Here is a 26,323-nt window from a genome sequence, read left to right as displayed (position 1 = left end):
GTTTGACAGGCGCTCATATAATGGTGTCTAAGCCCGTAGCATTGTAGGTTGGGCCTTGGCCCAACATTCACGTGGCCATTGTTGGGCCAAGGCCCAACCTACATGAAAATTATCTTAAGTTAACACCATTATCTGAATGATTAAAATTTTAATCAGCCTGATGGGCAGCGAGTAACTCGCGCATTTTTGCTTGAATCATATCAATAGCAATACGATTTTCGCCACCTCGCGGAACAATGATATCAGCATAACGGCTTGAAGGCTCAATAAATTGCAAATACATAGGTCGAACAGTTGTCTCATACTGATGAACAACGGATTCAAAGGAGCGATGTCGTTCTACAACATCACGTTTTAATCGACGAGTTAAACAAATATCTAGCGGAGTAGACATAAAAATACGTATATCCATAGTTTCTCGTAGATCTTTATCGGTAAATAATAAGATTCCTTCTAAAACAATAATGGCATGACGACCTATACGACGTGTTTCCGCTAAACGAATATGCTTTGAATGGGAATAAATAGGTATTTCTACTGTTTCACCTTTCTGTAAGCGCTTAAGATGGGCACATAGCAAGGCATGATCAAAAGCATTAGGATGGTCGTAGTTAATCTTTTCTCGCTCTGTTAAAGGTAAGTGGCTATTATCTTTATAATAAGCGTCTTCTGAGATAACTACTACTTGATCTGAACCGAGCTCATTTACAATTGTATTGGCTAAAAGACTTTTGCCAGAAGCTGAAGGGCCAGAAATGCCAATAATAATAGGTAATTTACTCATATTAAATGGACTCAAAACTTTGGTCTGATGGTAAACTTTTATAATTAAAAATTCAATCTAAACCCGTCATTTTAAATAAAAAATGTACGCTGTGTAAGTAAAATAAAATAAATTTATTAAACTACTTATGAAAGAAAAATAAAGTTATAGCGATAACAGAAATGTTAGGTCTTTTAACGATTACGCTTTAATAAAACGTATAGTGCTCCCGCTCCCCCCTCCCTAGGTAAGGCGCTATGGAAGGCGAGTACTGATGAAATTTGTTTTAACCAGTGATTAACTAAATTTTTAAGAATAGGTGGTTCACCACGATGACTGCCTTTACCATGAATAATTAATAAGCAGCGATGATCTTGAGCAAGTTCTTGCAAAATAAAATCTACTAAGATTTGTGCTGCTGTTTCAGCCTTATAACCATGTAAATCTAATTTAGCTTGCCAAGGTATTTTTCCTTGCCTAAGTTCTTGTAAACGTTTAATAGGGATATCGGGGCGGCAAAAAGAGAGAATCGATTGTGTTTGTACTTCTTCAGTATAATAATTAGATAAGTAAATGGAATCTTGGGTTAAACTAGCTTTAAGTGGCGATTTTTGTCCTACAGATTTAGAACTAGGTGGCGATTTTCGCTGAGTAATTTTTGGCTCAGGCTCAATTGTATTGCTCTTTTTTAGAGGCCTTGTTGTTTTAACAGCCGCCCGAAATAAGGCTTTATCTTCATCAGACACATCGTTAGGCATGAGCAAACTTATAAATAGTAAATTAATTAAATTATATCTTATTTAGAGTGTAATTTCTGGCTAACTATTGTCTAAACGCCTTTAAAACCAAGGCTTTATTAAATTAACTTTATTTCTATTTAAGTTTATTTTACAAAGACTTTTTGAATAATTAAGTTCTATCGTAAAAAGTCTGTGATAAAATTTATAAATAACTTACAATTTGCCGTAAATATGCTCATTAGAAGGAATAGAGATAAAAATGCTTGCAACTTTAGATGATGTTATGCAGCTAGATACCATTGCTGATTTTTTAAGATTTGGCCTTACTCAGGCAAATAGCCATGAACTTTATTATGGACATGGAACAGATAACGCTTGGGATGATATTCGAGCATTAATTTTAGGCAGCTTATCATTACCTTTTAAAATTGATCCCTTTTTATTACAAACACGTTTAACCAATAGTGAGAAACAATTTCTAGCTAAACAGTTAGAAAAAAGAATTAAGGCGCGTATTCCTGTAGCTTATCTTACCAAACAAGCTTATTTTTGTGAGCTACCTTTTTATGTCGATGAGCGAGTATTAATTCCACGTTCGCCGCTGGCTGAGTTGATTGAGCGCCAATTTTCTCCATGGGTTAATCCTGAGCGGGTTGAACAGATTTTAGATTTATGTACTGGAAGTGGCTGTATTGCCATTGCTTGTAGTTATGCCTTCCCAGACGCTATAGTTGATGCTGTGGATATTTCAGGCGATGCTTTAGACGTTGCGGCTATTAATCGCCAACGTCATCAGCTAGAAAATGTTGTTAACTTAATAAAGTCAGATTGTTGGCAAAATGTAGAGCACAAAAATTATGATATTATCGTTTCTAACCCGCCTTATGTAGGTGATACAGAAATGCTTTCACTGCCAAAAGAATATTTACATGAACCTGATATAGCTTTACGTACTAGTCAGAATGGTCTAACTATTGTGCAGCAAATATTGACACAAGCTCACCACTACTTAGCTAAAGATGGTATTTTAATTGTTGAAGTTGGCAATAGTGAAGAAGAGCTTGTTAATACTTATCCAGATTTATCCTTTACGTGGCTTGAGTTTGAACATGGTGGTCAGGGCGTGTTTTTATTAACTGCCCAGCAATTAAAAGATTATTTTGCATCTTAAGGTAAGTTATGAGCGGAAATACATTCGGTAAGCTATTTACGGTAACCACATTTGGTGAAAGTCATGGTAAGGCACTGGGTTGTATTGTAGATGGTTGCCCGCCAGGCCTTGCACTAACGGAAGAAAAAATTCAACCCTTTCTTGATAAACGAAAGCCCGGGCAGTCTAAATATACAACCCAACGACGTGAGGAAGATAGCGTTGAAATATTGTCTGGTATTTTTGAAGGCTTAACAACTGGAACACCCATTGCTCTTATTATCCATAATACCGATCAACGTTCAAAAGATTATAATGAAATTAAGGACTTATTTCGTCCTGGTCATGCAGACTTTACCTATCATCATAAATATAAACACCGTGATTATCGCGGCGGTGGTCGCTCTTCAGCGAGAGAAACAGTTGCCCGTGTTGCGGCAGGTGCCATTGCTAGACTCTATTTACAAGAAACGTTGGGCGTAACTATCACAGGCTATTTAAAGCAAATGGGCACGCTTTGTTTAGATTTTGAGGATGTAAAGGAAATTAATAATAACCCCTTTTTCTGCCCTAATAAGCGGCAAATACAAGCATTGGCAGATTATATAGACCAATTACGCCGGCAAGGGGATTCAGTTGGTGCACGCGTTAATATTTATGCGGCAGGGGTTCCGGTTGGCTTAGGTGATCCCGTTTTTGATAAGCTTGATGCAACACTTGCACAGGCTATGATGTCAATTAATGCGGTAAAAGGAGTAGAGATTGGTAGTGGATTTGCCGCAGTAACTCAACTAGGTAGTGAGCACCGCGATGAAATAGATAAACAAGGATTTTTAAGCAACCATGCGGGTGGTATTTTAGGAGGCATTTCTACCGGACAGCCGCTAGAAGTTAGTATTGCGTTAAAACCAACTTCAAGTATCGTAAAGCCTGGTAAAACTATTAATCGTTATAATGAAGAGGTAACAGTCATTACTAAAGGTCGTCATGACCCTTGTGTTGGTATTCGTGCTGTGCCCATTGCTGAAGCTATGATGGCTTTAGTTTTAATGGATCATTATTTACAGCATAAAGCCCAAAATATGGAAGTAAAAAATATTTAGCTCTGCACTTAAATTATAAGGAAATAAAAGTTTTTAGTTAGAAGTTGAAAATTTAAATTCAGCTTCAAATGAATTAGCTAAATCATCAAATTCATTTGATGGCGTTTCAATAATTGTCTGCTCTGCTGCTGAAAGCCTTTCAGTAATTTTGCAATTAAATAAGCTTTGGCTCGCTAAAGGTGATTTGGATTGATTAATACCAACTTTTTGTGACTTGCTAGAGTAGCTAGGAGGCATTTCAACATGTTCAAAACGGGCAGCGTCATTTTCATCTGTTGATTCTATTGAATTGACTGAGCTAACAGAATGGATAGGGATGGCTTTTTCACTATTTAGTATATTATCTAAATCCTCTAAATTAATGAGAGTAAAATTGTCAATTATTTGTGTGTCAGTAGATTCGCTAGGTTGAAGGGTAGATGAGTCAAAAAAGGTAAAATCATTTGCATTTATTGATTCTATTGAGCTTGCTGCGCTAATAGCATGGCTAACATCTTCGCTATCTAGCTCGTGTAAAGAAGCAACATTATCATTTTCAATTCCTTGAGATTCCGAAGAGTAATTAGGCAAAAGCTCTGTTGAGTTGTCAAAAAAGTTATCGTTATCTATGGGTAGATCAACTAAAGAATTATCAGGACTAACTAAGTCTATAGGTGTTGTAGCCAATGCCTCATTAGGTTTAGATTTCTTTAATTTTACGTTTTGACTTACAACCTCCTCACTTTCACCTATTGGCACTTTAGGCTTTTGCCTTTCCTTTATCATAGCGTCTAACTTGCCATGGGCTGTATACCAACTATAAGAAACAGCATTTGGTGCATTACTAGGTTCACCTGTCTTAGGATCTACAGGCCTACGGTTCCAATAAACGCTATAAGTAATAGCATTTGGTTCATTACTAGGTTTACCTGTCTTAGGATCTACAAGCCTGCGGCGATAATAAGTAGAACGAGGAATAGCATCTTGATCATTAGAAGACTCTCCTGTATGAGAATTTACCCTCGTTTGCTTTGATTTTTTAGATTTTTGCTTAGAAGAACTTTTAGTGCTATTAGCTATTTTTGTTTTTTGATAAATTTGACTTTCATGATTACTGGGCTCTGAGTAGCTCATTGGAAAATGGGGATTTCTAGATGAGATTGGCGGATAAGCAAAACTAGAATGATAAGTTTCTCTTGCTAAACCTAAATGCGCTTGATTATAGGCTTCTAGATTATTGTTATTGACTACACTAGTTTGGTAAGTAGATGGTAGATATACAGCATTTAATGATACTTTTCCATTGCTGAAATTACTATAAATAGTAGAGGGCGGTAAGTTGTAATTAGCTGATAAAAATTGGCTTTCTTGTAAAGGTTGGTTAAAAAAATTGTCTGCATCCTGACTTCCTGTGTTTTGTTGCAGAGATTCACCTAAAAAACTATCTGCAATACTGACAGGATCTTTGTTAACTAAACTAACCTTTTTGGGCTGAGCTTGACGCTGAAAAAATTGATTTGTATAGCTTTCCTTCTTTTTTTTGCTGTTTAGATTATTGTTATTGGAAGATGGATAATTATTACCTGCCATAAATTATACCTAGTAATTTTTGGTTAAATTTAGTACATTATAACTAAAAAATATTAACTAAATATGAAATTAAAGGGAGTACAGCTAATATTTTCTTTGTACTGGATAAAAATCAAAAACAGTTGAAAACTCTCTTTCTCCAATTAAAATTTCTTATTCTAGCAGTAGCAATAACAATAATTTTATGCATCAGTACTGTAAGAGCGACCATTTTTTCTTTCCAGAAGCAACTAATTGATTGTAGAAAGATTTTAACTGAGGATTTAATTTCGTGCTGTGTCCATTGCTGAAGCTATGATGGCTTTGGTTTTAATGGAAATAAAAGTTTTTAGTTAGAAGTTGAAAATTTAAATTCAGCTTCAAATGAATTAGCTAAATCATCAAATTCATTTGATGGCGTTTCAATACTATTCTTCTCTTCTGAAAGTTGTTTGGTACTTTTGCAATTAAATAAACTTTGGTTCGCTAAAGCTGACTCGGATTGATTATTACCTACTTTCTGTGGCCCGCTAGAGTAGCTAGGAGGAGGCATTTCAACATGTTTAAAAAGGGTAAAATCATTTTCATTTACTGATTCTATTGAGCTTGCTGCGCTAATAGAATGGCTCACATCTTCGCTATTTAGCTCATATAAAGAAGCAACATTATCATTTTCAATTCCTTGAGACTCCGTAGAGTAATTAGGCAAAAGCTCTGTTGAAGAGTTGTCAAAAAAGGTATCGTTATCTATGGGTAGGTCAACTAAAGAATTATCAGGATTAATTGAGTCTATAGTTGTTATAGTCGATGTATCATTAACTTTAAGTTTTTTTAAGTTTACGTTTTGACTTGCTACTTCCTCACTTTCCCCTATTTGATCAGAAGCAGCAGAGGAAGAAGTAGCATCTAACTTTTTAAGCTGCTGATTTTTCATTTGTATTTTAGCTTCTAATTCCTTATGTGTTATATATCGCCTATAAGGAACAGCATTTGATGCATTACTAAGATTACCTGTATTAGGATCTACCAGCCTGTATTGGTAATAAGTAGAGCGAGGAACAGCATTTGATGCATTACTAAGATTACCTGTATTAGGATCTACCAGCCTGCTGTTGTAATAAGTAGAATAAGTAACAGCATCTGGTGCATTGCTAGGATTACCTGTATTAGGATCTACCATTTTTGGCTTTGATCTTTTAGATTTTTGCTTAGGAGATTTTATAGGGCTGTTAGACACTTCTGCCCTTTGATAAACCTGACTTTCACGATTATTAAGCTGAGAGTAGCTCCTTGGAAAATGGAGATTTCCAGTGAAGATTTGTGGATAAGTAGAACTAGAACTAGAAGGATAAATCCCACTGGATAAGTTTATATACGGTTGACGGTAAGGTTGTAGATTATTGTTATTTACTATACTAGCTTGGTAGTCAGATTGTAAATATACAGGTGCATTTGATGATCTTATTACATGGCTAAAATTTTTAGAAATAGTCGAGGGCGGTAAATTATAATTAACTGTTAAAAACTGGCCCTCTTGTAGAGGTAGATCAAAAAAATTGTCTGTGCTTTGACTTTCTGTATCTTCTTGCAGAGGTTGAGTGCCTAAAAAACTATCTACAATACTGACTGAGTCTTTGCCAACTAAACTAGCTTTTTTGGGCTTAGGTGCAAAAAAACTATCTATATAGCTTTCTTTCTCTCCTTTACGGCTTAAATTATTTTTGTTTGCAGATGGATAATTATTACCTGGCATAAATTATACCTATTGGTTTTTGACTAAATTTAGTACATTATAATTAAAAAATATTAAGTAAATATGAAATTACGTTGGGTGCTTTTAATATTTTCTTTGTACTAGACAAAAATCAAAAACAGTTGAAAAACGCTCTTTCTCCCTGTCTACGTTCCGTAGCCTGCCAACAGGCTCCAGTAATTAAACAAGTGCACTGGATCCAGCGAACAAGTCGCGGGAAGTAGGCGGGAAATAAATGTACAAAGTAATAGTTGATGGTTAAAACCTAATTAAGGGCTATAGAGGTCTGTAATAGCATTTTTAAATCTTATAACTAAGAGTATAAGAAGCAAAATTAGCATTATTATTTTAAATTAGTGCTTTTTGTAATAAAAAATTTTGCTAGCTTTCAAAGACAGTACTACTATAGCCATTAAATACTTAAATAAAAATTGATAATAGAGGCTAATATATGACTAAATTACTAAATGTTGCTGTAGTTGGTGCAACAGGCGCTGTTGGTGAAACAATATTAACTGTTTTAGCAGAGCGAAATTTTCCAGTTGGTAATCTTTATCCTCTAGCTAGTGAGCGTTCCTTAGATAAGACAGTTACTTTCAAAGATACGGAATATGATGTTCTAAATCTCGCCACCTTTGATTTTAATCAAGCGGATGTTGCTTTATTTTCAGCAGGAGCTTCTGTATCAAAAATATATGCACCGATTGCGGTTGATGCTGGCTGTATTGTCATAGATAATACATCTTGCTTTCGTTATGATGACGATATTCCTTTAGTTGTACCTGAAGTTAATGCACACCGTATTGCAGATTATCAGCAAAGAGGAATTATTGCTAATCCAAATTGTTCAACTATTCAGATGGTTGTTGCCTTAAAACCTATTTATGATGCAGTAGGAATAACACGAATTAACGTGGCAACTTATCAATCTGTCTCTGGAACTGGAAAAAAAGCCATTTCTGAGCTAGTATCACAAGTGGGCGAATTGCTTAATGGTCGCCCAGTTAAAGCGTCAGTATATCCACAACAAATTGCTTTTAATGCGCTTCCCCATATCGATGAATTCTTAGAAAACGGTTATAGCAAAGAAGAAATGAAGATGGTATGGGAGACAAAAAAAATCCTAGAAGACGATACAATTAGAATAAACCCAACTACAGTGAGAATACCTGTATTATATGGACATTCTGAAGCGGTGCATCTGGAGCTAAAAGAACCGTTAAGTGCTAATGATGCTCGTAATATATTGCGTAATGCGCCAGGGATACAAGTAGTCGATAATCTAGCAAAGCTAGAGTATCCAACAGTAATTACGCATGGAATTGGCCATGATGATGTTTTTGTCGGCAGAATTAGAGAGGATATTTCTCATCCCTGTGGTCTAGATATGTGGATAGTAGCTGATAATATCCGTAAAGGCGCAGCAACAAATGCTGTACAAATTGCAGAAATTCTGCAACTTGAGTATTTATAAAGTATAATGTGAGTATGAACGAAATAGATGAAAAAATTAATTCCTCGTTAAGGCTGAAGCCTAAGAGAAAATTGATTAATTTAAAGAAAAGCAATAAGATTAAAAATGAATCAGAAGTTAATCAAGCTGGGATATTAGGTAAGCTTTCTAAAGGGTTATCTTTAGGAAAAGCTAAGATTTCTGCGCTTGTTAGAGAGGCATCTATGGCTGAACGTAAACTAAACCTCAGTAGGCAGAAATCTCCAGAAAGGTTAGCTGAAGGAGAGCAGGTTGAATTATCAGGCCGTTTTGCAAATAAGCTACCAACTGTCAGTAATATTACTCCAGCTAGTGGTCCCTTAGCAGGCTCACGTGATGTCGTAATTAACGGCGCAGGTTTTAGTACCGAAAAAGATACGATAGTAGTATTTAACGGTAATGCAATTACGCCTAAAGCAGTAACACCAACACGCATTATTTTTGATGTGCCTTCCTATTCACGAGCGGGATTAGTACAGGTTTCAGTGATTACCTCCCGAGGTAGGACTGGTAATATACTTGGTGGATTTACTTATTCTGCGATACCTATACGTAAAAGGGGATCATCCATTCTTAGTGATGATACTCAAACAATGGATAGAAAAAGACGTTTGCTTGAACAGGAAGGTCATCGATATTGGGCCAAAGTTCATGCGAGAGAGCACCGAGCTGACGAGGATAAGCCAGCTCCTGAAGGCGAATTACAAAACTCAATTAGACAACACCCCTGGTTAGATGCTCAGCGTTTTGATGGTATCGATCCTAATTTAAATCCAGAGCCACCATTAAATACTGCTGCTCGTCGGGAATTTGATAATGAGCGGCGCGAGCAGGAAATGGAAAAACAACTTCGTTTAGGCAATATGCCGAAGTTCTCTACAGCACCCAAACCTGAATTTAAGTAGAGGCTAGCTTTAAATGACTATTGCTAATGATATCATCTCATGTCGCATGCCTGATTTTGACCTTTATATACGTGAAGGTGAAACGCTTGACGATATCGATGAATATGGTTTTACGCCATTAATAGAATGTGCAATTACTCGACAATTGCCTATTGCTAAAGAACTACTAGAGCGGAAGGTCGAAGTTAACAAGCCCGATGTGACAGGTAGGACGCCATTACACTGGGCTGTTGATAATAATGATGTGGAACTTGTCAAACTTTTACTAGAGCATGGCGCAAATCCAAATGCCTATACCAGTTCTGGTATGGCAATATTGGTTTATCCTGTTTTAAGGGGGCAAGATGCGATGAAGCATTTGCTCTATCAGCATGGTGCTAAGCTTGATTTTGCTCTTGACTTTATTAATGCTAAGTTAATAGGGCATCGATATGAATTACAGGGTGATATTGATATTGTTACGGCTAATAATGAATTTATTGAATTAGATTTTGAAGGTTTTATTTTAGAGTTTACGGTAGCAATGATTAAAGACTCATTACGCCGCTTTGTTAGTAGTTATTCAACCAGGCATCTGCGCGAACATTTTCCCTATTTGCAATATACGATGGATGGGTTTGAAATTGCAGGAGAATTACTTAAATTACAACATCAATTCAATATTAATCAGCAAGGTACTCATTTAGAACAATTAATTAGCTCTCCTTTACTTATTTTACCCGCAGCAAGCCGAGGTCATGCACTGTGCTTTGTGAAATATGACCAGTGGTGGGCCAAAATTGACCGAGGCGAAAATAGTTTAAAAGAGGGCAGTGTTAATATCTATAAAATTGGTCGGCCGGAAGCATTTAATATTAATTTTTTAAGAGAATTCTTATATAAAAAGCAACCACGTAATTATTTTCATCAAACTATTAATCGCCAGTTAGGTTTAACTCAGGTAGCACAAATACCCATTAGCTCACAAATTAGTGGTAATTGTTCTTGGGCAAATGTGCAGGCTGTAATTCCTGTATCTTACGCGCTACAAGCTTTAGTTCATGCTAATGAATTTGCGGTTGAAAAGGCACTAATGGTATATGAAAACTGGGTTGAGTGGGATAAGGATAGGGCGCTTGACGAGGCGATACAGCGTTTTTATCAGGCAAATAGATTACGTCAGGCAAGTATTGCAGCTATGCTTGGCGCCGTCCTCTTCCAAGCATGTAATTATGATAACACTCATCATATAGAAAGAGCGGAGAAAATCTTAACTATTTTAATGTTACCTGACTATTATTATGTTTTAAAAAGCTATTTAGAAATTTACTGTATCCAACGTTTAACTCGGCGTGGTAATAATCTTTTAAAAATCTTAGATGATTGCGGGGTAAATCCTAATATTGGCGTAACGCCTATAGCCACAGGCTTAAAGGATTAATTTATTTATCGTACGAATTTTAGCATTGATATTAAGATTTCCTGGATACCGCGAACAAGTTGCGGTAGGTAGGTGTTAAAATTTTCTTTACATACGCCTTAAAATAAGATTCACCATCATCGCTATTGCTTTTATCCGAGCTGCAGCGCATTTCATCCTATCTTTGCGATTACTTTTGCCTGATACGCAGAGTATTCTATCTTATCCTTGCTATTGCTTTTACCTGATCCATAACGTATGCCATCTTTGCTGTTGGTTTTATCAGATAGGCAACGTACTCCAGCCTACGTGCCGCGACTTGTTCGCGGCATCCAGTTAAAGTCTTGCAGATTAAAAGATATTTAAATTGAGCGAAGTGGGTGTTTAGGAAATAAAATAACAAGCCTTGCTTCTAACTAATATGTAATTAGCCATACATTTTATCAACATATGGCTAATTTAAATTTAGTTTTCCGATTCTTTATTCACCATTGATTCTTTTTTTTTAACTAAATCTGGTTTAAGAGGGATGACACGGCTATTAGTATTTTGTTGGTTAGAGCCTCTCCTGCGCTGATTGTTACCGGTATGGCGATGTTGGTGGCTGGAATGACTACTATTACTATTATTAGTAGGGCGTCGACGTTTTGAATTTTGATTTCTTCTGTCTTGTCCCTTATTCTGGTTAGTTTTTGCAGAATGGCGATGATTGACTCTATGTTCTGCAGTTGGTGTTTCTGCTGCTTCTTCACTCTGGCCAAAAAGACTGCTCCATAAACGTTTAATAAAACCTGTAGTTGGCGCTTTGTGAGTTGTAGTAGGAGCAAGGTTTTTTACCGCAGGCTCATCTGGTTTGATAGAATCAGCGCTTGAACGTACTATATCTAATTCAGGTTGCTGGATTAAGGTATAACTTGGTTTTTTATTTTTACCAACATTATCTTCTTTTAACCGCGTAATACTATACTGTGGGCGGTGCATATAGGGATTGGCAATAATTAGTACGCAAGCTTTATGTCTTTTTTCAATATTTAAAATAAAGTCGCGCTTTTCATTCATAATGAAAGTTGCCATCTCTACAGGTAATTGAACATGCACTTCTGCCGTTTTATCTTTTAAGGCTTCTTCTTCAATTAAACGAATAATAGACAGGCTATGCGATTGAATATTTCTTACCGTACCTCGGCCTTCACATCTTGGGCAAACTTCTTGTGCTGCTTCTCCTAAAGATAGACGCAGGCGTTGACGAGACATTTCTAAGAGACCAAAGCGTGAAATACGTCCTATTTGAATACGGGCACGATCAGCTTTTAATGCTTCTTTAAGTCGGTTCTCAACATCACGCTGATTCTTGCCAGACCCCATGTCGATAAAATCAATAACAATTAAGCCACCTAAGTCTCGTAAGCGTAATTGACGAGCAATTTCATCAGCTGCTTCAAGATTGGTATTTAAAGCAGTTGCTTCAATATCAGCGCCCCCTGTGGCTTTCGCTGAATTAATATCAATTGATACCAAAGCTTCAGTACGATCAATAACTAAAGAACCACCAGAGGGTAAAAGAACTTCACGTTGATAAGCTGTTTCAATTTGACTTTCTATTTGAAAATAATTAAATAAAGGTACAGCGTTGTTATATAACTTTACATTAGCTAGAAAATCAGGCTTAACTTGCTCAATATATTGCTTAGCTTTAACGTAAGAAATTTGATCATCAATAATAATTTCAGAAATAGATTTACGTAAATTATCTCGAATCGAACGAATAATTACGTCTCCTTCTTGATGAATAAGGCAGGGAGCCATTTGATTATGGTATGCATGCCGAATAGCTTGCCACTGATTACATAACATATCTAAATCAGCTTGCAATTCATCTTGACCTTTTCCAACGCCCGCTGTACGGATAATTAATCCCATTCCATCTGGCAATTGTAAAGCATTTAGAGTTTCACGTAATTCATCGCGCTCGTCCCCTTCGATCCGACGTGATATTCCACCTGAGTTTGGATTATTAGGCATTAAAACCAGATAACATCCAGCCAGTGTAATAAAAGTAGTTAAGGCAGCTCCCTTATTACCCCTTTCTTCTTTATCTACTTGGACTAATAACTCTTGACCTTCGCGAATTAGGCTAGTGATAGGAGGTTTCTCATCGCCGAAATCTTGTGGATTTTTAGTTAAATATTCAGGTGCTATCTCTTTAAGAGGTAAAAAGCCTTGTCTTTTTGCACCATATTCAACAAATACCGCATCAAGGCTGGGCTCACGCCTAGTAACAACTGCTTTATAAATATTTCCTTTCTTTTTAACTTCTGAAGGACAGTCAATGTCTAAGTCATATAGGTGATTTTCTTTCACTAATGCAACTCTAATTTCCTCCGATTGAGTTGCATTTATTAACATTTTTTCCATTACAAACCCCAATAAGGGCACAACTCTTAAGTAAGACAGTAGAAGGCTACTTATTACTGTATGCTAAACCTATTAATCTCTGATGTACACATTACTTAAGATTTGGCTAATATGATTAATAGTTTCTGCTATTTATATGAAATTAATCATTTTTATCTATCGCCTTTAAACCTTAAAAATGCTCTAGCAGTGTTTAACTAGATTGGTTTTGCTATTTTAAGCGTAACCAATAAGTCTTAATGGTAAGGCTAGATAAATAGTTATTATAGTCTGTTATTCTACATCCTGCTTTTATTCTTACTTACAGCAGCTTAATTATTAATACTTTACTTTGCAGTAAGTCATTAATTTAAATCAAATTTACTAGAGTAGGAAAGCATTAGTGCAGATGTCAGTACAAAGCTATTCATTTTTTCACTTAACTTAGGAAGCCTTAACCATTCAACATATTCTAAGTATACAAATAAGTAATCTTTACGCAGTCCAATAGTATTATAAAAGTACAGACCATACGCATGTCACCACAGCTAGTATGGTGCATAATTTTATACTCTATTAAGCTTTGATGGCATCATTTATGCTCAAGGTAAAGATGTCTATTATCTTAACACTTTACAAAGCTTAATTCGTAAGTAACTTGTCTAACATGCGCAGGTATCTGAGAACCATGATAATCTTTAAATGGGCTCTAAATACTGGCTGCTTCCTTATATCATTTACCCGAGAGAAGCGCGTTTTTTATATTAGTTATACCAATTAATATTGGTAGCTAAACATTTTTAATTAATAGACCTCTTGCATAACCGCCTATTTTGCTTGCTTACTGCATTATGTATATTTTGCGGTTATTTAAACTCCGCTATTTAAAAATACTGATGTCTTACGCTCACGCAAAATATGCTAGTTATGCAAGAGGCCTATTTATGCGTTATAATTCGGTCACAAGAACTTATTCTTGCACCCCTTTATGGTATCAAAAAAAAAAGCAACAGCAAATAGGTTTATTTAGAATGAGCGATGTAAAGTATTACACGATTAGTATTAGTGATGAAGGCCAGCGATTAGATAATTACTTGGTAAAGACTTTAAAAGGTGTTCCTAGAAGCCATATTTATCGTATTATTCGTGGTGGCGAGGTTCGCGTTAATAAAAAAAGGGCCAATCCTTCAATCAAATTAACACAGGGTGATTCTATTCGTGTTCCGCCTGTTCGAGTTAGTCAGCAAGGTTCTATTTTTGTTAGTAGTAAACTTGAGCAGCAATTAAAAGATGCTGTTATTTTTGAAGATAATGGGTTGTTAGTTATTAATAAGCCAGCAGGTCTTGCTGTTCATGGCGGAAGTGGTTTAAATCTTGGCGTAATTGAAGCTTTAAGGAAAATGCGTAGTGATTTGACTTATCTTGAATTAGTGCATCGCCTAGACAGAGATACCTCAGGTTGCTTGTTAATTGCTAAGAAAAGAAGTGTTTTACGCGCAATTCAGGCAGCTTTGGCTAACCACGAAGTAACTAAAACTTACTGGGCTTTGCTTAATAATCCTTGGCAAGGTAACAAAATACAAGTGGTTAATAAAAGTTTGCAAAAAAATAATTTAAAGTCAGGTGAGCGCTTAGTGGTTATAGACGAGATGGGCAAACCTTCACAGACGTCATTTAAGTTGCTTGAAAACTTTCTAGAAGCCTGCTGGGCTGAGGTAACGCCTAAAACCGGACGTACCCATCAAATTAGAGTACATAGCGCTTTTTTAGGGCATCCAATTATTGGTGATGATAAGTATGGTAAATCTTCTACAAAAGCAAGTATGATTGAGAGTAAACTAAGGCTTTATTTGCATGCTAGAGCAATTCAATTTACTCTAAATGGCAAAATACATCGCTTTGAAGCAGATTTAGATGATCGTTTTACGCTAACTATAGAACAATTGCGTATTCGGAGTTTAACAAGTTATGAGTAAACAATACCGCTTAGTGGTATTTGACTGGGAAGGCACTTTAAGTGATACCTTGGGTCAAGTAATTAATTGTGTTGTAAGTGAAGCTAAGCGCTTAAATTATGGTGAAGTAGATGAGAAATTAGCTCGTCAGTATGCTGAATTGGGATTAGGAAATGTAATAAGGAAATTATTTCCACAATTAAATTCAATGGAACAAGAATATTTATTAAAAGCTGTACAACATTCCTTGATTAACCGCCCTTCTGAAATTTATCTAACACCAGGTGCTAGAGAATTTGTAGAGTCGTTATACCAAAATGATATTTATTTGGGAATAGCAAGTAATAAAGGTCAAAATAGCCTAAATCGTGCATTACAGAATTCAGGCTTAGCTTCATTTTTTAAAGTCGTTCGTTGTGCAGGACAACTACCGCCTAAGCCTTGTCCGCAGATGCTTGAAGAAATTTTGTTTGAATTTAATGTAGACGTTAATGAAGCATTAATGATTGGTGATTCTACTTGCGATATAGAAATGGCAAAAGCAATAAACATGGACGCAATTGGTATAAATTTTTATCATCAGCAGCATTCTAATTTATTGTTGGCAAAGGGAGCAGTTGCTGTATTTAGTAGCTATAGTCAATTAGCTAGTTATCTTAATATAAAGCTCATCAACGATTGATAAAGAAGTATTGTGAAGAGTAAAGGATTATTAGATTTAGTTAGGGTAGTATTAAAGCTTAAAATTTATATAAGCCTAAAGGTTTTATAATTAAAGTTAATTAACATTCTAGCTTAGTAATAACCCGTTTAACTTGTTTGCAAATAAATGCTTAAGATCCAAAGATCGTAAAAAGGAGATGTGTGCCGTGAATCCTCTGACCAGTTTACCTAATGTTTTAACTTTAATACGTATTATTTTAATTCCTATTTTTATTTTGGTTTTTTATCTACCTTTTGAATGGTCGCATGGCTTAGCTGCTTTTATCTTTGCGTTAGCTAGCTTTACAGATTGGCTAGATGGCTATTTTGCTCGTAAATTAAAAATGATTTCTCCATTTGGCGCTTTTCTTGACCCTGTTGCAGATAAATTATTGATTGCTTGCACTCTTTTACTTTTAGTGGGTGCTAAGGATATAAACTATATTACTTTACCTGCCATCATCATTGTAGGCCGCGAAATTGTTATTTCAGCATTACGTGAATGGATGGCTGAAGTAGGTAGACGAGCTAGTGTAACAGTCAGCTATATCGGTAAAATAAAAACTACCGTACAGATGGTTGCTTTAGTCTTACTAGTTGCCTTTGATCCAGCATCTTCTTGGTGGGGGGTAGTTGGGTTTATTTCGCTTTATGTAGCTGCAATTTTAACAATTTGGTCAATGGTAATTTACCTAATGATTGCCTGGCCTGAATTAACAAAAAAAAATGAAGTTACTTATTGACAGTGTTGAGGATTTCGGTAGAATGCAACCCGTAGTGACGCGGGAATAGCTCAGTTGGTAGAGCACAACCTTGCCAAGGTTGGGGTCGCGAGTTCGAGTCTCGTTTCCCGCTCCAAATTAAGCGACAACTACAGTCGCTTTTTTTTCGGCCTTGATATTTGGCTGTGTGGCAGAGTGGTTATGCAGCGGCCTGCAAAGCCGTGTACGCCGGTTCGATTCCGGCCTCAGCCTTCAAATTAGCCCAGGTGGCGAAACAGGTAGACGCAAGGGACTTAAAATCCCTCGGAGGTTAAACTCCGTGCCGGTTCGACTCCGGCCCTGGGCACCATAGTAAACACTTAATATTCCTGATTAAAGTTATCATAAAGTCAGTTTTTTACTATTTTTAATAAATATTGTAAAAAATTTAAGATTAAATTTTTATTTATTAAACAAGTTAATCTAAAATAGAACAATAAGCGTGTTAAGTTTTCAACCTTATTTTATAACTTTTTTGTAAAAATTGAATAATTTTTGAACATTTACCTGTTTTTTACTGCATTACAGCCTAATCTTTAAGTAATAGAGGTAAATTTTTCAATTTCAGCTAAGTAAAAAAAATTATGATAAAGATAATATGTAATAAAATGCTTAAAAGAGGAATGTTAAGATGGCCTACCGCATAGCAAGCGATAACTTTAAAGATGTTTCTCAACTGCTAAAAACAGTTGAGCAAGTGCCACTTACGGAGACCGAATTAGATTTAAGCTATATTTTTTCTGATGAGAATTTAACTACGGATGAGATTGTACAAATCCTTAAAGCGATTCCAAAACATATTACGTCATTAAATCTAAGTCATAATGAATTAGGTCGTTATGCCTCCAAACCGGAAGAGTTAGATATTATTCTTAAAGCAATTCCTATGCATGTAAAAACAATTGAGCTTAGCCATAATTTTGTAAACCTTAGAGCACGCGAGCAGATAATTGATTTGTTGAGTATTATGTCTCATCTTACAAAAGATAATCGCTTGAAATTAGAAGGTGCAGACCCCTCTACCGTTGCTTTGTTTAATACAATATTACCTAAAGAAGTTTCTACACAAGAGCAAGCACAGGCTATTATTAAAGCGGCTGAAGCAGCTATTCAAAATTTTTATGACAAACATCGTTCATGGTTTTCAGTTCTGCAGCCAAGTCCTGCGGTTAGAAGAGCCAGTTTACTGGAAAAAGAGTTACACGCAAGCTTAGTAGATTATAAAGAACCACAAGTTATTATTAATGAATGTCTAAATGATCCTTCTAATAGATTTGAACCCGATAGTTTAGAAAGTTTGCTTTTAGATGAGTTAGTAAAAATTCCTAACTCGCCTTGGAAAGATACCTCTTGTTATACAAAATATGTGCCTAATCAAACTCAACCTTTAAATACTACTGAACAGCTTAAGCTTAATGCAAGATAATAGTTAAAGAGTAATTTAAGAGTACACTATAATTGAATCTTTAAATCCATAGATAAGCTACGAACGTAGGTCATTCAAAAAGAGTTTTTTAAAAGTTCTTAATCTTTTTCTTGAAGGCTATTCATCCCGCGCTGAGCGAGTCATAAGATTATTTACAGCTTGTAAGGGAGTTAATTCATTATTGAGTAGTGCTTCTACATGCATACAGATTGGCATTTCAACAGCTAATCGTCGTGCTAAATTACACACTTGAGTAGCATTATGTTTTCCTTCAACGACTTGATTGATTGCTTTTTCTGCTTCCTGCGAGTTTATCCCTTCGCCAAGTTTAAGGCCAAAACGACGATTTCTTGATTGATTATCTGTACAAGTTAAAACTAAATCGCCTACGCCTGCTAAGCCAAGAAAGGTCTCTTCACGTGCACCTAAATACCTACCTAAACGACTCATTTCAGCAAGCCCACGAGTAATGAGGGCGGCTTTAGCATTAGAACCAAATCCTAAACCATCACTAATTCCACAAGCGATAGCTAAAACATTTTTGACCGCGCCACAAAGCTGGACGCCAATTATATCTGTACTAAGATAAACACGTAAATTTTGTTGGTGAAGTAAACGTTGTAACTGTTTTTGAAAAACTAAATTATTACCAGCTAAAGTTAAGGCAGTAGGGAGAAAGTGAGCGACTTCTTTTGCAAAAGAGGGTCCTGAAATAATAGCAATAGGATAACTATCACCGAAGCGCTTAGCTATTAAATCACTTAATAAGTAATTACTGACAGGATCTAAACCTTTAGTGAGCCATGCAAGGCCATTAGCTGGCGGCTTATTGAAGCGGTCTAAAAGATCAGCAAAAGCATGCGAGGGTACGGCAATGATAATTACAGAGGCGGTTTCCATACATGCTTCTAAGTTAGAAGTGGGTAGAACTAAATCGGGCAGAGAAACACCTGGGAGGTAGCGTTTATTTTGCCTAAGGTGCTGCATTTCTATGATATGCTCGGGGTTGTGCCCCCACAGCATAATACGATTACCATAATGAGCTAGATGAATTGCTACTGCAGTTCCCCAAGAGCCTGCTCCTAGAATGGCAATCGTATTTTCTTTCATAGTTTAAATTTATTATAATTTTTTAGTGAGCTGTTTCTGCCTCTTTGCGTTTTTGCTCAAGCTGTTGAGCATAAAGCGCATCAAAGTTGATGGGTGCTAAGACTAACTGCGGGAAACTACCGCGAATTACTTCAGAAGTAATAGCTTCACGCGCATAAGGAAAAAGTATATTAGGGCAAAAGCTACCTAATAGGTGATCAAGTTGTGCGCCAGCTGCACCTTGAATAGTAAAAATCCCTGCTTGTTTAACTTCTGCTAAAAAAGCAACAGCATTTTGATTTTTCACTGTGGCGGTAAGGGTTAACACAACTTCATAAACATCTTTCTCTAAAACGCTATTTGCTGTATTTATATCAAGAGTGAGTTCCGGCTCCCATTTTTGTTGGAATACGCCAGGTGTGCCTGGTGCTTCAAATGAAGAATCTTTAATGTAAATACGTTGAATCATAAACTGTGCTTCTGGATTTTGTTCAGCTGGTTTAGCTTGGTCATTCATAATAATTTTCCTAGTCTTTTAAAAGTTGATCTAATCGGCCTTGGCTCTCAAGAGCATGTAAATCATCACAGCCACCTATCGCTTGATCGTTGATAAAGATTTGCGGTACAGTTCTTCTGCCACTTTTAGCCATCATCTCTTCTCGTTTTCCTGGCTCCTCATCAACACGAATTTCTTTATAAGAAACATTTTTACTATCAAGTAGTTGTTTAGCACGCCTACAATAAGGACAGTATTCCGTTGTATATATAATTACATTTGCCATTTTATTTTCCTTTTACTAAGGGTAAATCTGCACTTTGCCAGGCATTAATACCACCAGAGAGTACTATAGGTTGGGTAAAACCTTGCTGGCGTAATTTTGCAGCTAACGTTTTAGCTTCTACACCGCGGGTACAAACTAAAATGATTGGTTTTGTTTTATACTTATCCATTTGTTTATTATTAAAACTTTCTGCTGTGGCACGGATGGCATTAATAATGTGCCCATTACGGTAATTTTCTTCATCACGTAAGTCAATAACGACAGCATTGCTATCATTTATAAGTTTTACTGCGCTTTGAGGATCAATTTCTTCGCCTTGTTTCCGTCGCTCTGCTACTTCATTAATAAAAATAGCAATAAGCACCACTATTAAAAGAGCCCAAAGTAACCAATGATTAATAATGAAATGACCTAATTGCCCCATAGTAAACTCAATTCAGTAAAGATAGTGGCAAATTATGCTTAGAATAGTAGTGCAACGCAAGCTTCAAATGTCATAGATTCTATTTTAAGTTGTATAATGGGTACAGATTAAAGATAGGATTACTAAGTTATAGATGGTGTTAGAAGCAATAGTAACTCAATCTTTATTAAAAGATAATTAAGAAGAATAATGATTAAAAATTAAAAGTTACTTAGATTGATATTAATTAACTTTAGTATTGTGCGAAGTGTCAGCTTGATTAGTATTAAAATCTGTTAACGGATATAAGACTCTAAAATTTAAGCTAAGCTGTTTAGCAATTTAGTAGTTACTAGTACGCGCCATCTCTTGTAAGCGTTTTATTCGTTCAGCGGTAACGGGATGTGTTGAAAATAACTCTGCAATCCGTTGGCTACTTAAAGGATTTACAATAAACATATGCGCAGCGTTAGGATGTTGTTCAGCTTCGCTAAATTGGCCTTGCTGATTGGCAATTTCAAGTTTAGCTAGCGCGCTAGCTAGCCAGAGTGGATGGCCACATAGTTTGGCACCTGCCGCATCTGCTTCATACTCACGTGAGCGAGAAACAGCCATTTGGATTAAACCGGCAGCCATTGGCGCAAGTATCATCATAGCTAAACTTGCAATCGGATTTGGGCGGTCTTCATTTGAACGATTAAACATCGACGTCCACATAAACATATTAGCAATACTACTAATAGCACCCGCAATAGTTGCTGCAATCACGTTAATTAATGTATCGTGATTAAGTACGTGTGACATTTCATGAGCAAGAACTCCAGTAATTTCTTCATTTGTCATTCGGCTTAATAAACCTGAAGTAACCGCAATACTAGCATGTTCTGGGTTGCGCCCAGTTGCAAATGCATTGGGTGTAGAATTATCAATATAAAACACTTTAGGCATAGGTGTGTTGGCTTTTTTTGCAAGCTCAGCCACTATGCTATAAACTGGATGGCTCTCAGTTAAAGGCTGGGCATTAAACATACGTAATACCAGCTTATCTGAATACCAATAAGCACCGAAATTCATGATGAAAGCAAAAACAAGCGCGATTATGAGGCCACTTTTGCCGCCTAATAGGAGGCCTATAATTAATAACAAGGCTGTTAAGCTTGCAAGTAAAACAAATGTTCTAACATTATTCATATTTATATTTCAATTAATAATTTTTTATTAAGTATAGGCTTATTACATAAATTTCAAGCATTTGTTTCATAAAAGTTCGTAATTTCTGGTAAAGGTTTACCCACAGCGCCAGATGGAAATTTTATTTTTAAAATAGCTGCCAGTGTAGGGGCAATATCCGTAGTAGAAGCTGGCCTTGAAGTTTGTCGCGCTTTAAATCCTGGGCTAGTAAACACTAAGGGCACATAACTATCATATTGCCAAGGAGTACCATGATTAACACGCACAACATGAGGTAAAGACTGATAGGGAGGTGGAACTATATAGATATCCCCAGCACGATATGATGCCATTTTGTCGACTTTTGCACTTAACCAATTTTTTTCTATATTTGACATTGGCAAAGGGTAGGCTTGAAAAATACCAGGCTTATGTCTAAGCATTTCAGCAAGCGCTGTGCTTACTCTACGCAATGAAAGTTGATGGTCAGTAATTATTTGCTGGTCAAGATAGAGATAAGGTGGAGTAAGAGCTTGTAATGTTGCTGCTGGTAAATTAAATTGTTTTGCGAGCAGACTCACAATAGCGTTACGTATATCGTTTTTATTTAAGGGTGGTACTTGCTGGAAATGATGAGCTGTAAGGTAGGCTGGTGAATCAGTAACACCATGATCTGCAGTTAAAATAATAAGTGTATTGCGAAGTCCCACTTGCCTATCAATCGCTTTTAATAGCTTAGCTAACGTATTATCTAGACGTAAAAGATTATCTTCTGATTCTAAACTGTTTGGACCAAATTGATGCCCTATTGCATCTGTTGCTGAAAAGCTAATGCCCAAATAATCTGTTTGATTAACTGATTGGCCTAAGTTTTCGTAGCTAAGCAGTTGCATAGCAAAATTAGCAGTTAATTCGTCAGCATAAGGTGTCATAGATAAATACTTATAATAAAACTTATCATTAGCAGAACCTAAATAGTGAGGAAAGGTTTGCCCAAAACCGGTAAAGCGATTTTTAAAGAGAGGGGCAGTAGCAAACCTGTAATTTTTAAGCTCTCTACTTAATGTCCACGGCTGATTGTTATCGGTATAAGTATGGTTCCAATTTTCTACCCACTTAGGATAACTAGCGTAATAATAATTACTGGTAACAAAACCACCATTTTTTTTATCAAACCAAAATGCTTTACCTGCATGCCCGGCAAGCATTATTGCTGCGCGATCTTTTAAAGAGATACCAAAAGCCTGGCCTTTTTTTGCAAGAACTATTTCATCGCTAATAGTTGAGGTTTGTAAATTTTTTGGAGAGCGGCCAGCTAAATTAATTTTTGTTCTGCTAGTAGGAAGTATTTCGGTGGTTAAATCTTCTACGCAGTAAGTGCCCTTTTGCATTTGCCTATCAAACCAGCCATTAGCAATAATACCGTGTAACGATGGATAGCTTCCGGTAGCAATTGTCGCATGGCCGACACAAGTGACTGTATTAGCATGAGGATGATGCGTATTGCTAAAATCTATTCCGTTTCGCAAAAGATAATTAAAACCATCTGGGCCAAATTTATTTTGATATTGATGAATTAAATCGCCTCTAAATTGATCAATTACTATCTGAACAATTAATTTTGGTGGTGGTATCTGAGCAAAAACTGCATTACTACAATAGATTAAAACAATAAAAAACAGTTTTTTCATTACCTACCTCTAATTTAAGCAAAAGTAATTTAGTAGGGCTCTTGCAGATTTTATTTTAGGGCGAGTTATGCAAGCGCTCTCGTGGTTGACATGCTAAGGGAGATTACTAATTAGGTAAATAGTTAAAGTTAGAAAAAAGTCATTAAAATATTCTATTGGATTAAAGTTGGCGCAATTTTTTATCTTTAAGTGAAAATATTTAAATTAAATCATTAGCTTACAATTTGATAAAATAGTATAAGCAAAATGCATGACGAAAGCATTTAATTAGTTTAAACTGGTTGGGTGAGATGACTCACAAGATTTTTTACGGAGTTTAAGGAGAACGGAAATGAGTTTCCATGTAAAGCCTCTCAAGGATATAAAAAGAATATTTTTAAATGAAACTATCCATTTATTACAATACCATAATCTTATTTCTAAAGATTACAATAAAAAATTAGAGAAGCCAGATGAGGAGTTGTTAGCAGCGGTAAGAAAATTAAGTAGCCCGCGGAGTAGCCAAGTAGAATTTTTATGGAAAGTACTTGAGGTACTTGATAGCTCTCCTAAGATAGGTTTTTCTGATGGTGAAGTAGTTTTAGATAATCACAAAAGAGCTCGATGTTTTACAGGGGTAGCTTTTGCTGTTTTAGATCAAATTTATAAAACTTATCCTGTTCGTGATCCAAGAGCCAGTACTTTGTATAGTGGTTTAGAGCGAGCAGTTGGGCTTACGCCAGAAAGTGAAACCGATGAAGTTAATGAATTAGATTTAGCTAGTAAGCTAACTCTACTAAGCTTTGCGAATAAATTTCTATCGACGCATATTTATTTAGATCCTAGTTTAAATTATGTTCGTGAAACTACTCCCTTTTCTGACATAAAGAAATTAGATTTACATGAAGTATTTAATAATATAAATGCGCTTCACTATGCAACTTTCCTAGAAGTACATGCTAATGCTCAAAAAAATACTTTAGCGAAAATTGAGCAAAGAGCTCAGCAGGCTAAGGAAAAAGAAAAAGCTACTAAAGTTGATCAGCACTCTAAAGGTTATTTTGGGAGAATGTTTAGTGCAACAGCACCAACTACACCTAACGCTGACAATTCAAAGCATGATGAAAAAAATGCTACAAAGCATGATGAAAAAAGTACTACACCGTCATCTATGATACCTAATTAAGCTTAAACACTACCTGCGGGTAGTGTTTGATTACTATCTTGGTAAAAACTCATTACTTTACCCAATTAAGGCTTTTAAAAGATTAAATATAACGCTACTTGATTATTTATTTTTACTATTTAATAGGGTAGTTATGCTTTATCCATTCAATAATACCACCGTTTACTGAATAAACATGTTTATAACCCATCTCTAATAGTTTTTGTGCAGCATATAAAGAACGTACGCCACCTTTACAGTAAAGATAAATAGATTGCTCTAAGTCAGGTACTGTAGTTGCGATATCATTAATAAGCTTATCTTTAGGAAGATGAATGGCGTTTGGAATATGTACTTCTTCCCACTCACTAGGTTCTCTAACATCAATAAGGCACAAATTAGCATTTTCATCCAATAATCGTTTTAAATCATCGACTTCAATTGTTGCAATATTAGTATTTAACATTATAAAAATTCTCTTAAAGTTGGTCTGGTAAGGGTAGAGTGATGGATAAACCAATAAATAGCGGCTGTAATAACGCCACCGATTAAGGTTGCAAAAGCCCAACTTGGTGCTGAAACTAAGGCAAGCCTTTGCCCTGTTTTATTTAAACTACCAGCATCACGTGCTACAGCGCCAGCAAATAAAACATGCAGTAGGGCATTAATGAGTAATAAAAGATAATTAAAATTAGTAATTTGATTACTAAATTGCTGTGCTAATTCATTTAACATGCCTGCATTACCTCAATTGATTATAGCAAAACTCAGTTTGCAAGAGCGTTTTCTATTAAATAGTGTTTTTGCTTTGCTTGCCGCCATGATAACAGAAAAATAGCGGTAATTATGCAGCAAATAGCGATGCCTTGTAGTTGAGTTGGGACCTCATGGAAGATAATAAATCCCCAAAATAATCCTGTTAAAGCAACTACACCGCCCGTTAAACTATAAAAGACCGGACCGGCGAGCTTTATTAATTTAAAGAATAAAATGTAGCCTAAGGTCGATAATAAAATTTCAAGTAAAATAGCTTGTTTGGGTAAAGTTAATGGTGGCATAAGCGAATAAAAAGCATGTTGTTGATAAATGACAGGAAGAAGCATCAAAGATGAGCTTATTAACATTCCACAGGCAGCACTTAAGGCATCTACTGTCTGTGGCTGATAAATACTTACATAAATCGAACACAAAGCAAAAGCGAGAGGACTTATTAAAGCAATTAAAGACCAATAGGAAGTAAGCCCTGTGCTTGTCGGAGCTAAAATAAGCAAAATACCAAGTACGCCAAGTGTTACTGCTATAATACGTCCTAAATCAAATTGTTCTTTTTTGAAAATTAAAGCTAGAGGGTAAACAAGTAAAGGTACAATATTAACTAAAACTGCAAGTAAACCTGCTGGAAGATGTTTAGCTATAAAATACATATTGGTATTAGGGATGCTAATACCTAATAAGCCACAAATAAAATAGTAAGGCCAAAAGGAAGAATGAAGCAGTGCTCTTTTATTTTTCCAAAGGCACAATAAACTCAATAAAAAAGCAGGGCCTATAGATTGCCAGAAAGCATAACCCAGTGGTGAAACAAGGTTTAACATCGCATAGCGAGCTAAGCTATAACCTGACCCCCAAATAAAACCTAATAAAATTAAGAGCAATAGGGCCTTTTTAGTTGGTAATGCATTTACTTGCTTATTCAATTTTTACATCCTCCCGACGTCCTGCGACTTGTTCGCGAGCTCCAGTGGTCTGATTACAGCGCTGGATCCTTTAGACAAGCGAGGGAACGTTAATCTGGCGAAAATAGCTTTTAATCAATTTTCGATTTTTGTTCTGTGCAAAGAATAGTTTTAAATTTTATTTAATTATTAATCTAATATGAAGTCTATATAAAATTATCTTACAATAAATAAGCAAACCCTTTTCTAATACATTTTTCATAGCTATCCTATAGCT

24 protein-coding genes and 3 tRNA genes are annotated in these 26,323 nt (G+C 35.9%); 13 read left to right on the top strand and 14 right to left on the bottom strand.

Features of this window, described 5'->3' with window-relative positions:
* Positions 1 to 148: 148 nt before the first annotated feature.
* Both udk and ACNVED_RS11425 read right to left on the bottom strand, forming a co-directional pair.
* Positions 149 to 784: a uridine kinase gene (udk, locus tag ACNVED_RS11430; RefSeq protein WP_419419147.1), complete on the bottom strand. Its 636-nt coding sequence runs from the start codon at positions 782 to 784 to the stop codon at positions 149 to 151.
* Between the two features lie 173 nt (positions 785 to 957).
* A complete protein-coding gene (locus ACNVED_RS11425) occupies positions 958 to 1,521 on the bottom strand; it encodes a Smr/MutS family protein (protein ID WP_419419146.1) in 564 nt (187 codons plus the stop codon).
* 241 nt (positions 1,522 to 1,762) lie between these two features.
* Here ACNVED_RS11425 and prmB point away from each other — a divergent pair, with 241 nt between their 5' ends.
* Both prmB and aroC read left to right on the top strand, forming a co-directional pair.
* Complete coding sequence (prmB, locus tag ACNVED_RS11420; protein ID WP_419419145.1) at positions 1,763 to 2,674, top strand: 50S ribosomal protein L3 N(5)-glutamine methyltransferase; 912 nt, start codon at positions 1,763 to 1,765, stop codon at positions 2,672 to 2,674.
* An 8-nt stretch (positions 2,675 to 2,682) separates the two neighbouring features.
* Complete coding sequence (aroC, locus tag ACNVED_RS11415) at positions 2,683 to 3,756, top strand: chorismate synthase (protein ID WP_419419144.1); 1,074 nt, start codon at positions 2,683 to 2,685, stop codon at positions 3,754 to 3,756.
* Positions 3,757 to 3,789: 33 nt separating this feature from the next.
* On the opposite strand, the gene ACNVED_RS11410 is transcribed toward aroC, so the two are convergent.
* Both ACNVED_RS11410 and ACNVED_RS11405 read right to left on the bottom strand, forming a co-directional pair.
* Positions 3,790 to 5,325 carry a hypothetical protein gene (locus tag ACNVED_RS11410; protein ID WP_419419143.1) on the bottom strand — a complete coding sequence of 512 codons (1,536 nt, stop codon included), beginning with the start codon at positions 5,323 to 5,325 and terminating at the stop codon, positions 3,790 to 3,792.
* Between the two features lie 328 nt (positions 5,326 to 5,653).
* Entirely contained in the window at positions 5,654 to 7,057 is a 1,404-nt protein-coding gene (locus ACNVED_RS11405) for a hypothetical protein (protein WP_419419142.1), read from the bottom strand.
* Between the two features lie 451 nt (positions 7,058 to 7,508).
* Here ACNVED_RS11405 and ACNVED_RS11400 point away from each other — a divergent pair, with 451 nt between their 5' ends.
* The 3 genes from ACNVED_RS11400 to ankH are packed head-to-tail and all read left to right on the top strand — an operon-like array spanning position 7,509 to position 10,874.
* Positions 7,509 to 8,531: an aspartate-semialdehyde dehydrogenase gene (locus tag ACNVED_RS11400; RefSeq protein ID WP_419419141.1), complete on the top strand. Its 1,023-nt coding sequence runs from the start codon at positions 7,509 to 7,511 to the stop codon at positions 8,529 to 8,531.
* A gap of 14 nt (positions 8,532 to 8,545) precedes the next feature.
* Complete coding sequence (locus tag ACNVED_RS11395) at positions 8,546 to 9,454, top strand: IPT/TIG domain-containing protein (RefSeq protein WP_419419140.1); 909 nt, start codon at positions 8,546 to 8,548, stop codon at positions 9,452 to 9,454.
* A gap of 13 nt (positions 9,455 to 9,467) precedes the next feature.
* A complete protein-coding gene (gene ankH / locus ACNVED_RS11390; protein ID WP_419419139.1) occupies positions 9,468 to 10,874 on the top strand; it encodes a Dot/Icm T4SS effector AnkH/LegA3 in 1,407 nt (468 codons plus the stop codon).
* Between the two features lie 444 nt (positions 10,875 to 11,318).
* Here the strand turns inward: ankH and ACNVED_RS11385 are convergent, their stop codons facing one another.
* Positions 11,319 to 13,268, bottom strand: coding sequence for an Rne/Rng family ribonuclease (locus ACNVED_RS11385; RefSeq protein ID WP_419419138.1), 1,950 nt, complete (start codon positions 13,266 to 13,268; stop codon positions 11,319 to 11,321).
* 1,010 nt (positions 13,269 to 14,278) lie between these two features.
* Between ACNVED_RS11385 and ACNVED_RS11380 the strand changes: the two genes are divergently transcribed.
* From ACNVED_RS11380 to ACNVED_RS11350, 7 genes are all read left to right on the top strand, one after another.
* Positions 14,279 to 15,223, top strand: a complete 945-nt coding sequence (locus ACNVED_RS11380) for an RluA family pseudouridine synthase (RefSeq protein WP_419421180.1) — start codon at positions 14,279 to 14,281, stop codon at positions 15,221 to 15,223.
* Positions 15,216 to 15,884, top strand: a complete 669-nt coding sequence (locus ACNVED_RS11375) for an HAD family hydrolase (protein WP_419419137.1) — start codon at positions 15,216 to 15,218, stop codon at positions 15,882 to 15,884. The genes ACNVED_RS11380 and ACNVED_RS11375 overlap by 8 nt, the downstream gene beginning before the upstream one ends.
* 187 nt (positions 15,885 to 16,071) lie before the next feature.
* Positions 16,072 to 16,647, top strand: a complete 576-nt coding sequence (pgsA, locus tag ACNVED_RS11370) for a CDP-diacylglycerol--glycerol-3-phosphate 3-phosphatidyltransferase (RefSeq protein WP_419419136.1) — start codon at positions 16,072 to 16,074, stop codon at positions 16,645 to 16,647.
* Positions 16,648 to 16,686: 39 nt separating this feature from the next.
* Positions 16,687 to 16,762, top strand: a tRNA-Gly gene (locus tag ACNVED_RS11365).
* 45 nt (positions 16,763 to 16,807) lie between these two features.
* Positions 16,808 to 16,878, top strand: a tRNA-Cys gene (locus tag ACNVED_RS11360).
* Positions 16,879 to 16,886: 8 nt separating this feature from the next.
* A tRNA-Leu gene (locus ACNVED_RS11355) sits at positions 16,887 to 16,975 on the top strand.
* A gap of 321 nt (positions 16,976 to 17,296) precedes the next feature.
* The gene (locus ACNVED_RS11350) at positions 17,297 to 18,091 is read left to right on the top strand and encodes a hypothetical protein (protein ID WP_419419135.1); all 795 of its coding nucleotides are present in this window, start codon (positions 17,297 to 17,299) and stop codon (positions 18,089 to 18,091) included.
* 117 nt (positions 18,092 to 18,208) lie between these two features.
* On the opposite strand, the gene ACNVED_RS11345 is transcribed toward ACNVED_RS11350, so the two are convergent.
* The 6 genes from ACNVED_RS11345 to ACNVED_RS11320 form a co-directional block, all read right to left on the bottom strand.
* Positions 18,209 to 19,201, bottom strand: a complete 993-nt coding sequence (locus ACNVED_RS11345) for an NAD(P)H-dependent glycerol-3-phosphate dehydrogenase (RefSeq protein WP_419419134.1) — start codon at positions 19,199 to 19,201, stop codon at positions 18,209 to 18,211.
* 22 nt (positions 19,202 to 19,223) lie between these two features.
* Entirely contained in the window at positions 19,224 to 19,697 is a 474-nt protein-coding gene (gene secB / locus ACNVED_RS11340) for a protein-export chaperone SecB (RefSeq protein WP_419419133.1), read from the bottom strand.
* Positions 19,698 to 19,707: 10 nt separating this feature from the next.
* Positions 19,708 to 19,962 (bottom strand): glutaredoxin 3, encoded by a 255-nt coding sequence (grxC, locus tag ACNVED_RS11335; RefSeq protein ID WP_419419132.1) that lies wholly within the window; start codon positions 19,960 to 19,962, stop codon positions 19,708 to 19,710.
* Between the two features lies 1 nt (position 19,963).
* Complete coding sequence (locus tag ACNVED_RS11330; protein ID WP_419419131.1) at positions 19,964 to 20,386, bottom strand: rhodanese-like domain-containing protein; 423 nt, start codon at positions 20,384 to 20,386, stop codon at positions 19,964 to 19,966.
* A gap of 321 nt (positions 20,387 to 20,707) precedes the next feature.
* Entirely contained in the window at positions 20,708 to 21,556 is an 849-nt protein-coding gene (gene htpX / locus ACNVED_RS11325) for a zinc metalloprotease HtpX (RefSeq protein ID WP_419419130.1), read from the bottom strand.
* Positions 21,557 to 21,609: 53 nt separating this feature from the next.
* The gene (locus ACNVED_RS11320) at positions 21,610 to 23,226 is read right to left on the bottom strand and encodes an alkaline phosphatase family protein (RefSeq protein WP_419419129.1); all 1,617 of its coding nucleotides are present in this window, start codon (positions 23,224 to 23,226) and stop codon (positions 21,610 to 21,612) included.
* A 331-nt stretch (positions 23,227 to 23,557) separates the two neighbouring features.
* On the opposite strand from ACNVED_RS11320, the gene ACNVED_RS11315 reads away from it, so the two are divergent.
* The gene (locus ACNVED_RS11315) at positions 23,558 to 24,391 is read left to right on the top strand and encodes a hypothetical protein (protein WP_419419128.1); all 834 of its coding nucleotides are present in this window, start codon (positions 23,558 to 23,560) and stop codon (positions 24,389 to 24,391) included.
* 115 nt (positions 24,392 to 24,506) lie between these two features.
* Here the strand turns inward: ACNVED_RS11315 and ACNVED_RS11310 are convergent, their stop codons facing one another.
* Genes ACNVED_RS11310 through ACNVED_RS11300 form a run of 3 tightly spaced genes read right to left on the bottom strand, consistent with a single transcriptional unit; the run spans position 24,507 to position 26,067 of the window.
* Positions 24,507 to 24,836 carry a rhodanese-like domain-containing protein gene (locus ACNVED_RS11310; RefSeq protein WP_419419127.1) on the bottom strand — a complete coding sequence of 110 codons (330 nt, stop codon included), beginning with the start codon at positions 24,834 to 24,836 and terminating at the stop codon, positions 24,507 to 24,509.
* Entirely contained in the window at positions 24,836 to 25,105 is a 270-nt protein-coding gene (locus ACNVED_RS11305; protein WP_419419126.1) for a hypothetical protein, read from the bottom strand. The genes ACNVED_RS11310 and ACNVED_RS11305 overlap by 1 nt, the downstream gene beginning before the upstream one ends.
* A gap of 32 nt (positions 25,106 to 25,137) precedes the next feature.
* Positions 25,138 to 26,067 carry a DMT family transporter gene (locus ACNVED_RS11300; protein WP_419419125.1) on the bottom strand — a complete coding sequence of 310 codons (930 nt, stop codon included), beginning with the start codon at positions 26,065 to 26,067 and terminating at the stop codon, positions 25,138 to 25,140.
* Between the last annotated feature and the right edge of the window lie 256 nt (positions 26,068 to 26,323).

Origin of the sequence: Legionella sp. D16C41 (genome assembly GCF_048541585.1) — a bacterium.
In the GTDB taxonomy this organism is placed as follows: domain Bacteria; phylum Pseudomonadota; class Gammaproteobacteria; order Legionellales; family Legionellaceae; genus Legionella_C.
This window is presented reverse-complemented; position numbering and strand designations above follow the sequence as displayed.

What these genes read in the sequence shown, in the direction of transcription:
- ACNVED_RS11410 (WP_419419143.1), bottom strand. Translation starts at nt 5,325, where the DNA reads ATGGCAGGTAATAATTATCCATCTTCCAATAACAATAATCTAAACAGC.
- ACNVED_RS11395 (WP_419419140.1), top strand. Translation starts at nt 8,546, where the DNA reads ATGAACGAAATAGATGAAAAAATTAATTCCTCGTTAAGGCTGAAGCCT.
- ACNVED_RS11375 (WP_419419137.1), top strand. Translation starts at nt 15,216, where the DNA reads ATGAGTAAACAATACCGCTTAGTGGTATTTGACTGGGAAGGCACTTTA.
- ACNVED_RS11315 (WP_419419128.1), top strand. Translation starts at nt 23,558, where the DNA reads ATGAGTTTCCATGTAAAGCCTCTCAAGGATATAAAAAGAATATTTTTA.
- htpX (WP_419419130.1), bottom strand. Translation starts at nt 21,556, where the DNA reads ATGAATAATGTTAGAACATTTGTTTTACTTGCAAGCTTAACAGCCTTG.
- ACNVED_RS11310 (WP_419419127.1), bottom strand. Translation starts at nt 24,836, where the DNA reads ATGTTAAATACTAATATTGCAACAATTGAAGTCGATGATTTAAAACGA.
- ankH (WP_419419139.1), top strand. Translation starts at nt 9,468, where the DNA reads ATGACTATTGCTAATGATATCATCTCATGTCGCATGCCTGATTTTGAC.
- ACNVED_RS11320 (WP_419419129.1), bottom strand. Translation starts at nt 23,226, where the DNA reads ATGAAAAAACTGTTTTTTATTGTTTTAATCTATTGTAGTAATGCAGTT.
- ACNVED_RS11345 (WP_419419134.1), bottom strand. Translation starts at nt 19,201, where the DNA reads ATGAAAGAAAATACGATTGCCATTCTAGGAGCAGGCTCTTGGGGAACT.
- ACNVED_RS11305 (WP_419419126.1), bottom strand. Translation starts at nt 25,105, where the DNA reads ATGTTAAATGAATTAGCACAGCAATTTAGTAATCAAATTACTAATTTT.
- ACNVED_RS11330 (WP_419419131.1), bottom strand. Translation starts at nt 20,386, where the DNA reads ATGGGGCAATTAGGTCATTTCATTATTAATCATTGGTTACTTTGGGCT.
- grxC (WP_419419132.1), bottom strand. Translation starts at nt 19,962, where the DNA reads ATGGCAAATGTAATTATATATACAACGGAATACTGTCCTTATTGTAGG.
- prmB (WP_419419145.1), top strand. Translation starts at nt 1,763, where the DNA reads ATGCTTGCAACTTTAGATGATGTTATGCAGCTAGATACCATTGCTGAT.
- ACNVED_RS11405 (WP_419419142.1), bottom strand. Translation starts at nt 7,057, where the DNA reads ATGCCAGGTAATAATTATCCATCTGCAAACAAAAATAATTTAAGCCGT.
- ACNVED_RS11350 (WP_419419135.1), top strand. Translation starts at nt 17,297, where the DNA reads ATGGCCTACCGCATAGCAAGCGATAACTTTAAAGATGTTTCTCAACTG.
- aroC (WP_419419144.1), top strand. Translation starts at nt 2,683, where the DNA reads ATGAGCGGAAATACATTCGGTAAGCTATTTACGGTAACCACATTTGGT.
- ACNVED_RS11380 (WP_419421180.1), top strand. Translation starts at nt 14,279, where the DNA reads ATGAGCGATGTAAAGTATTACACGATTAGTATTAGTGATGAAGGCCAG.
- ACNVED_RS11425 (WP_419419146.1), bottom strand. Translation starts at nt 1,521, where the DNA reads ATGCCTAACGATGTGTCTGATGAAGATAAAGCCTTATTTCGGGCGGCT.
- secB (WP_419419133.1), bottom strand. Translation starts at nt 19,697, where the DNA reads ATGAATGACCAAGCTAAACCAGCTGAACAAAATCCAGAAGCACAGTTT.
- ACNVED_RS11400 (WP_419419141.1), top strand. Translation starts at nt 7,509, where the DNA reads ATGACTAAATTACTAAATGTTGCTGTAGTTGGTGCAACAGGCGCTGTT.
- udk (WP_419419147.1), bottom strand. Translation starts at nt 784, where the DNA reads ATGAGTAAATTACCTATTATTATTGGCATTTCTGGCCCTTCAGCTTCT.
- ACNVED_RS11385 (WP_419419138.1), bottom strand. Translation starts at nt 13,268, where the DNA reads ATGGAAAAAATGTTAATAAATGCAACTCAATCGGAGGAAATTAGAGTT.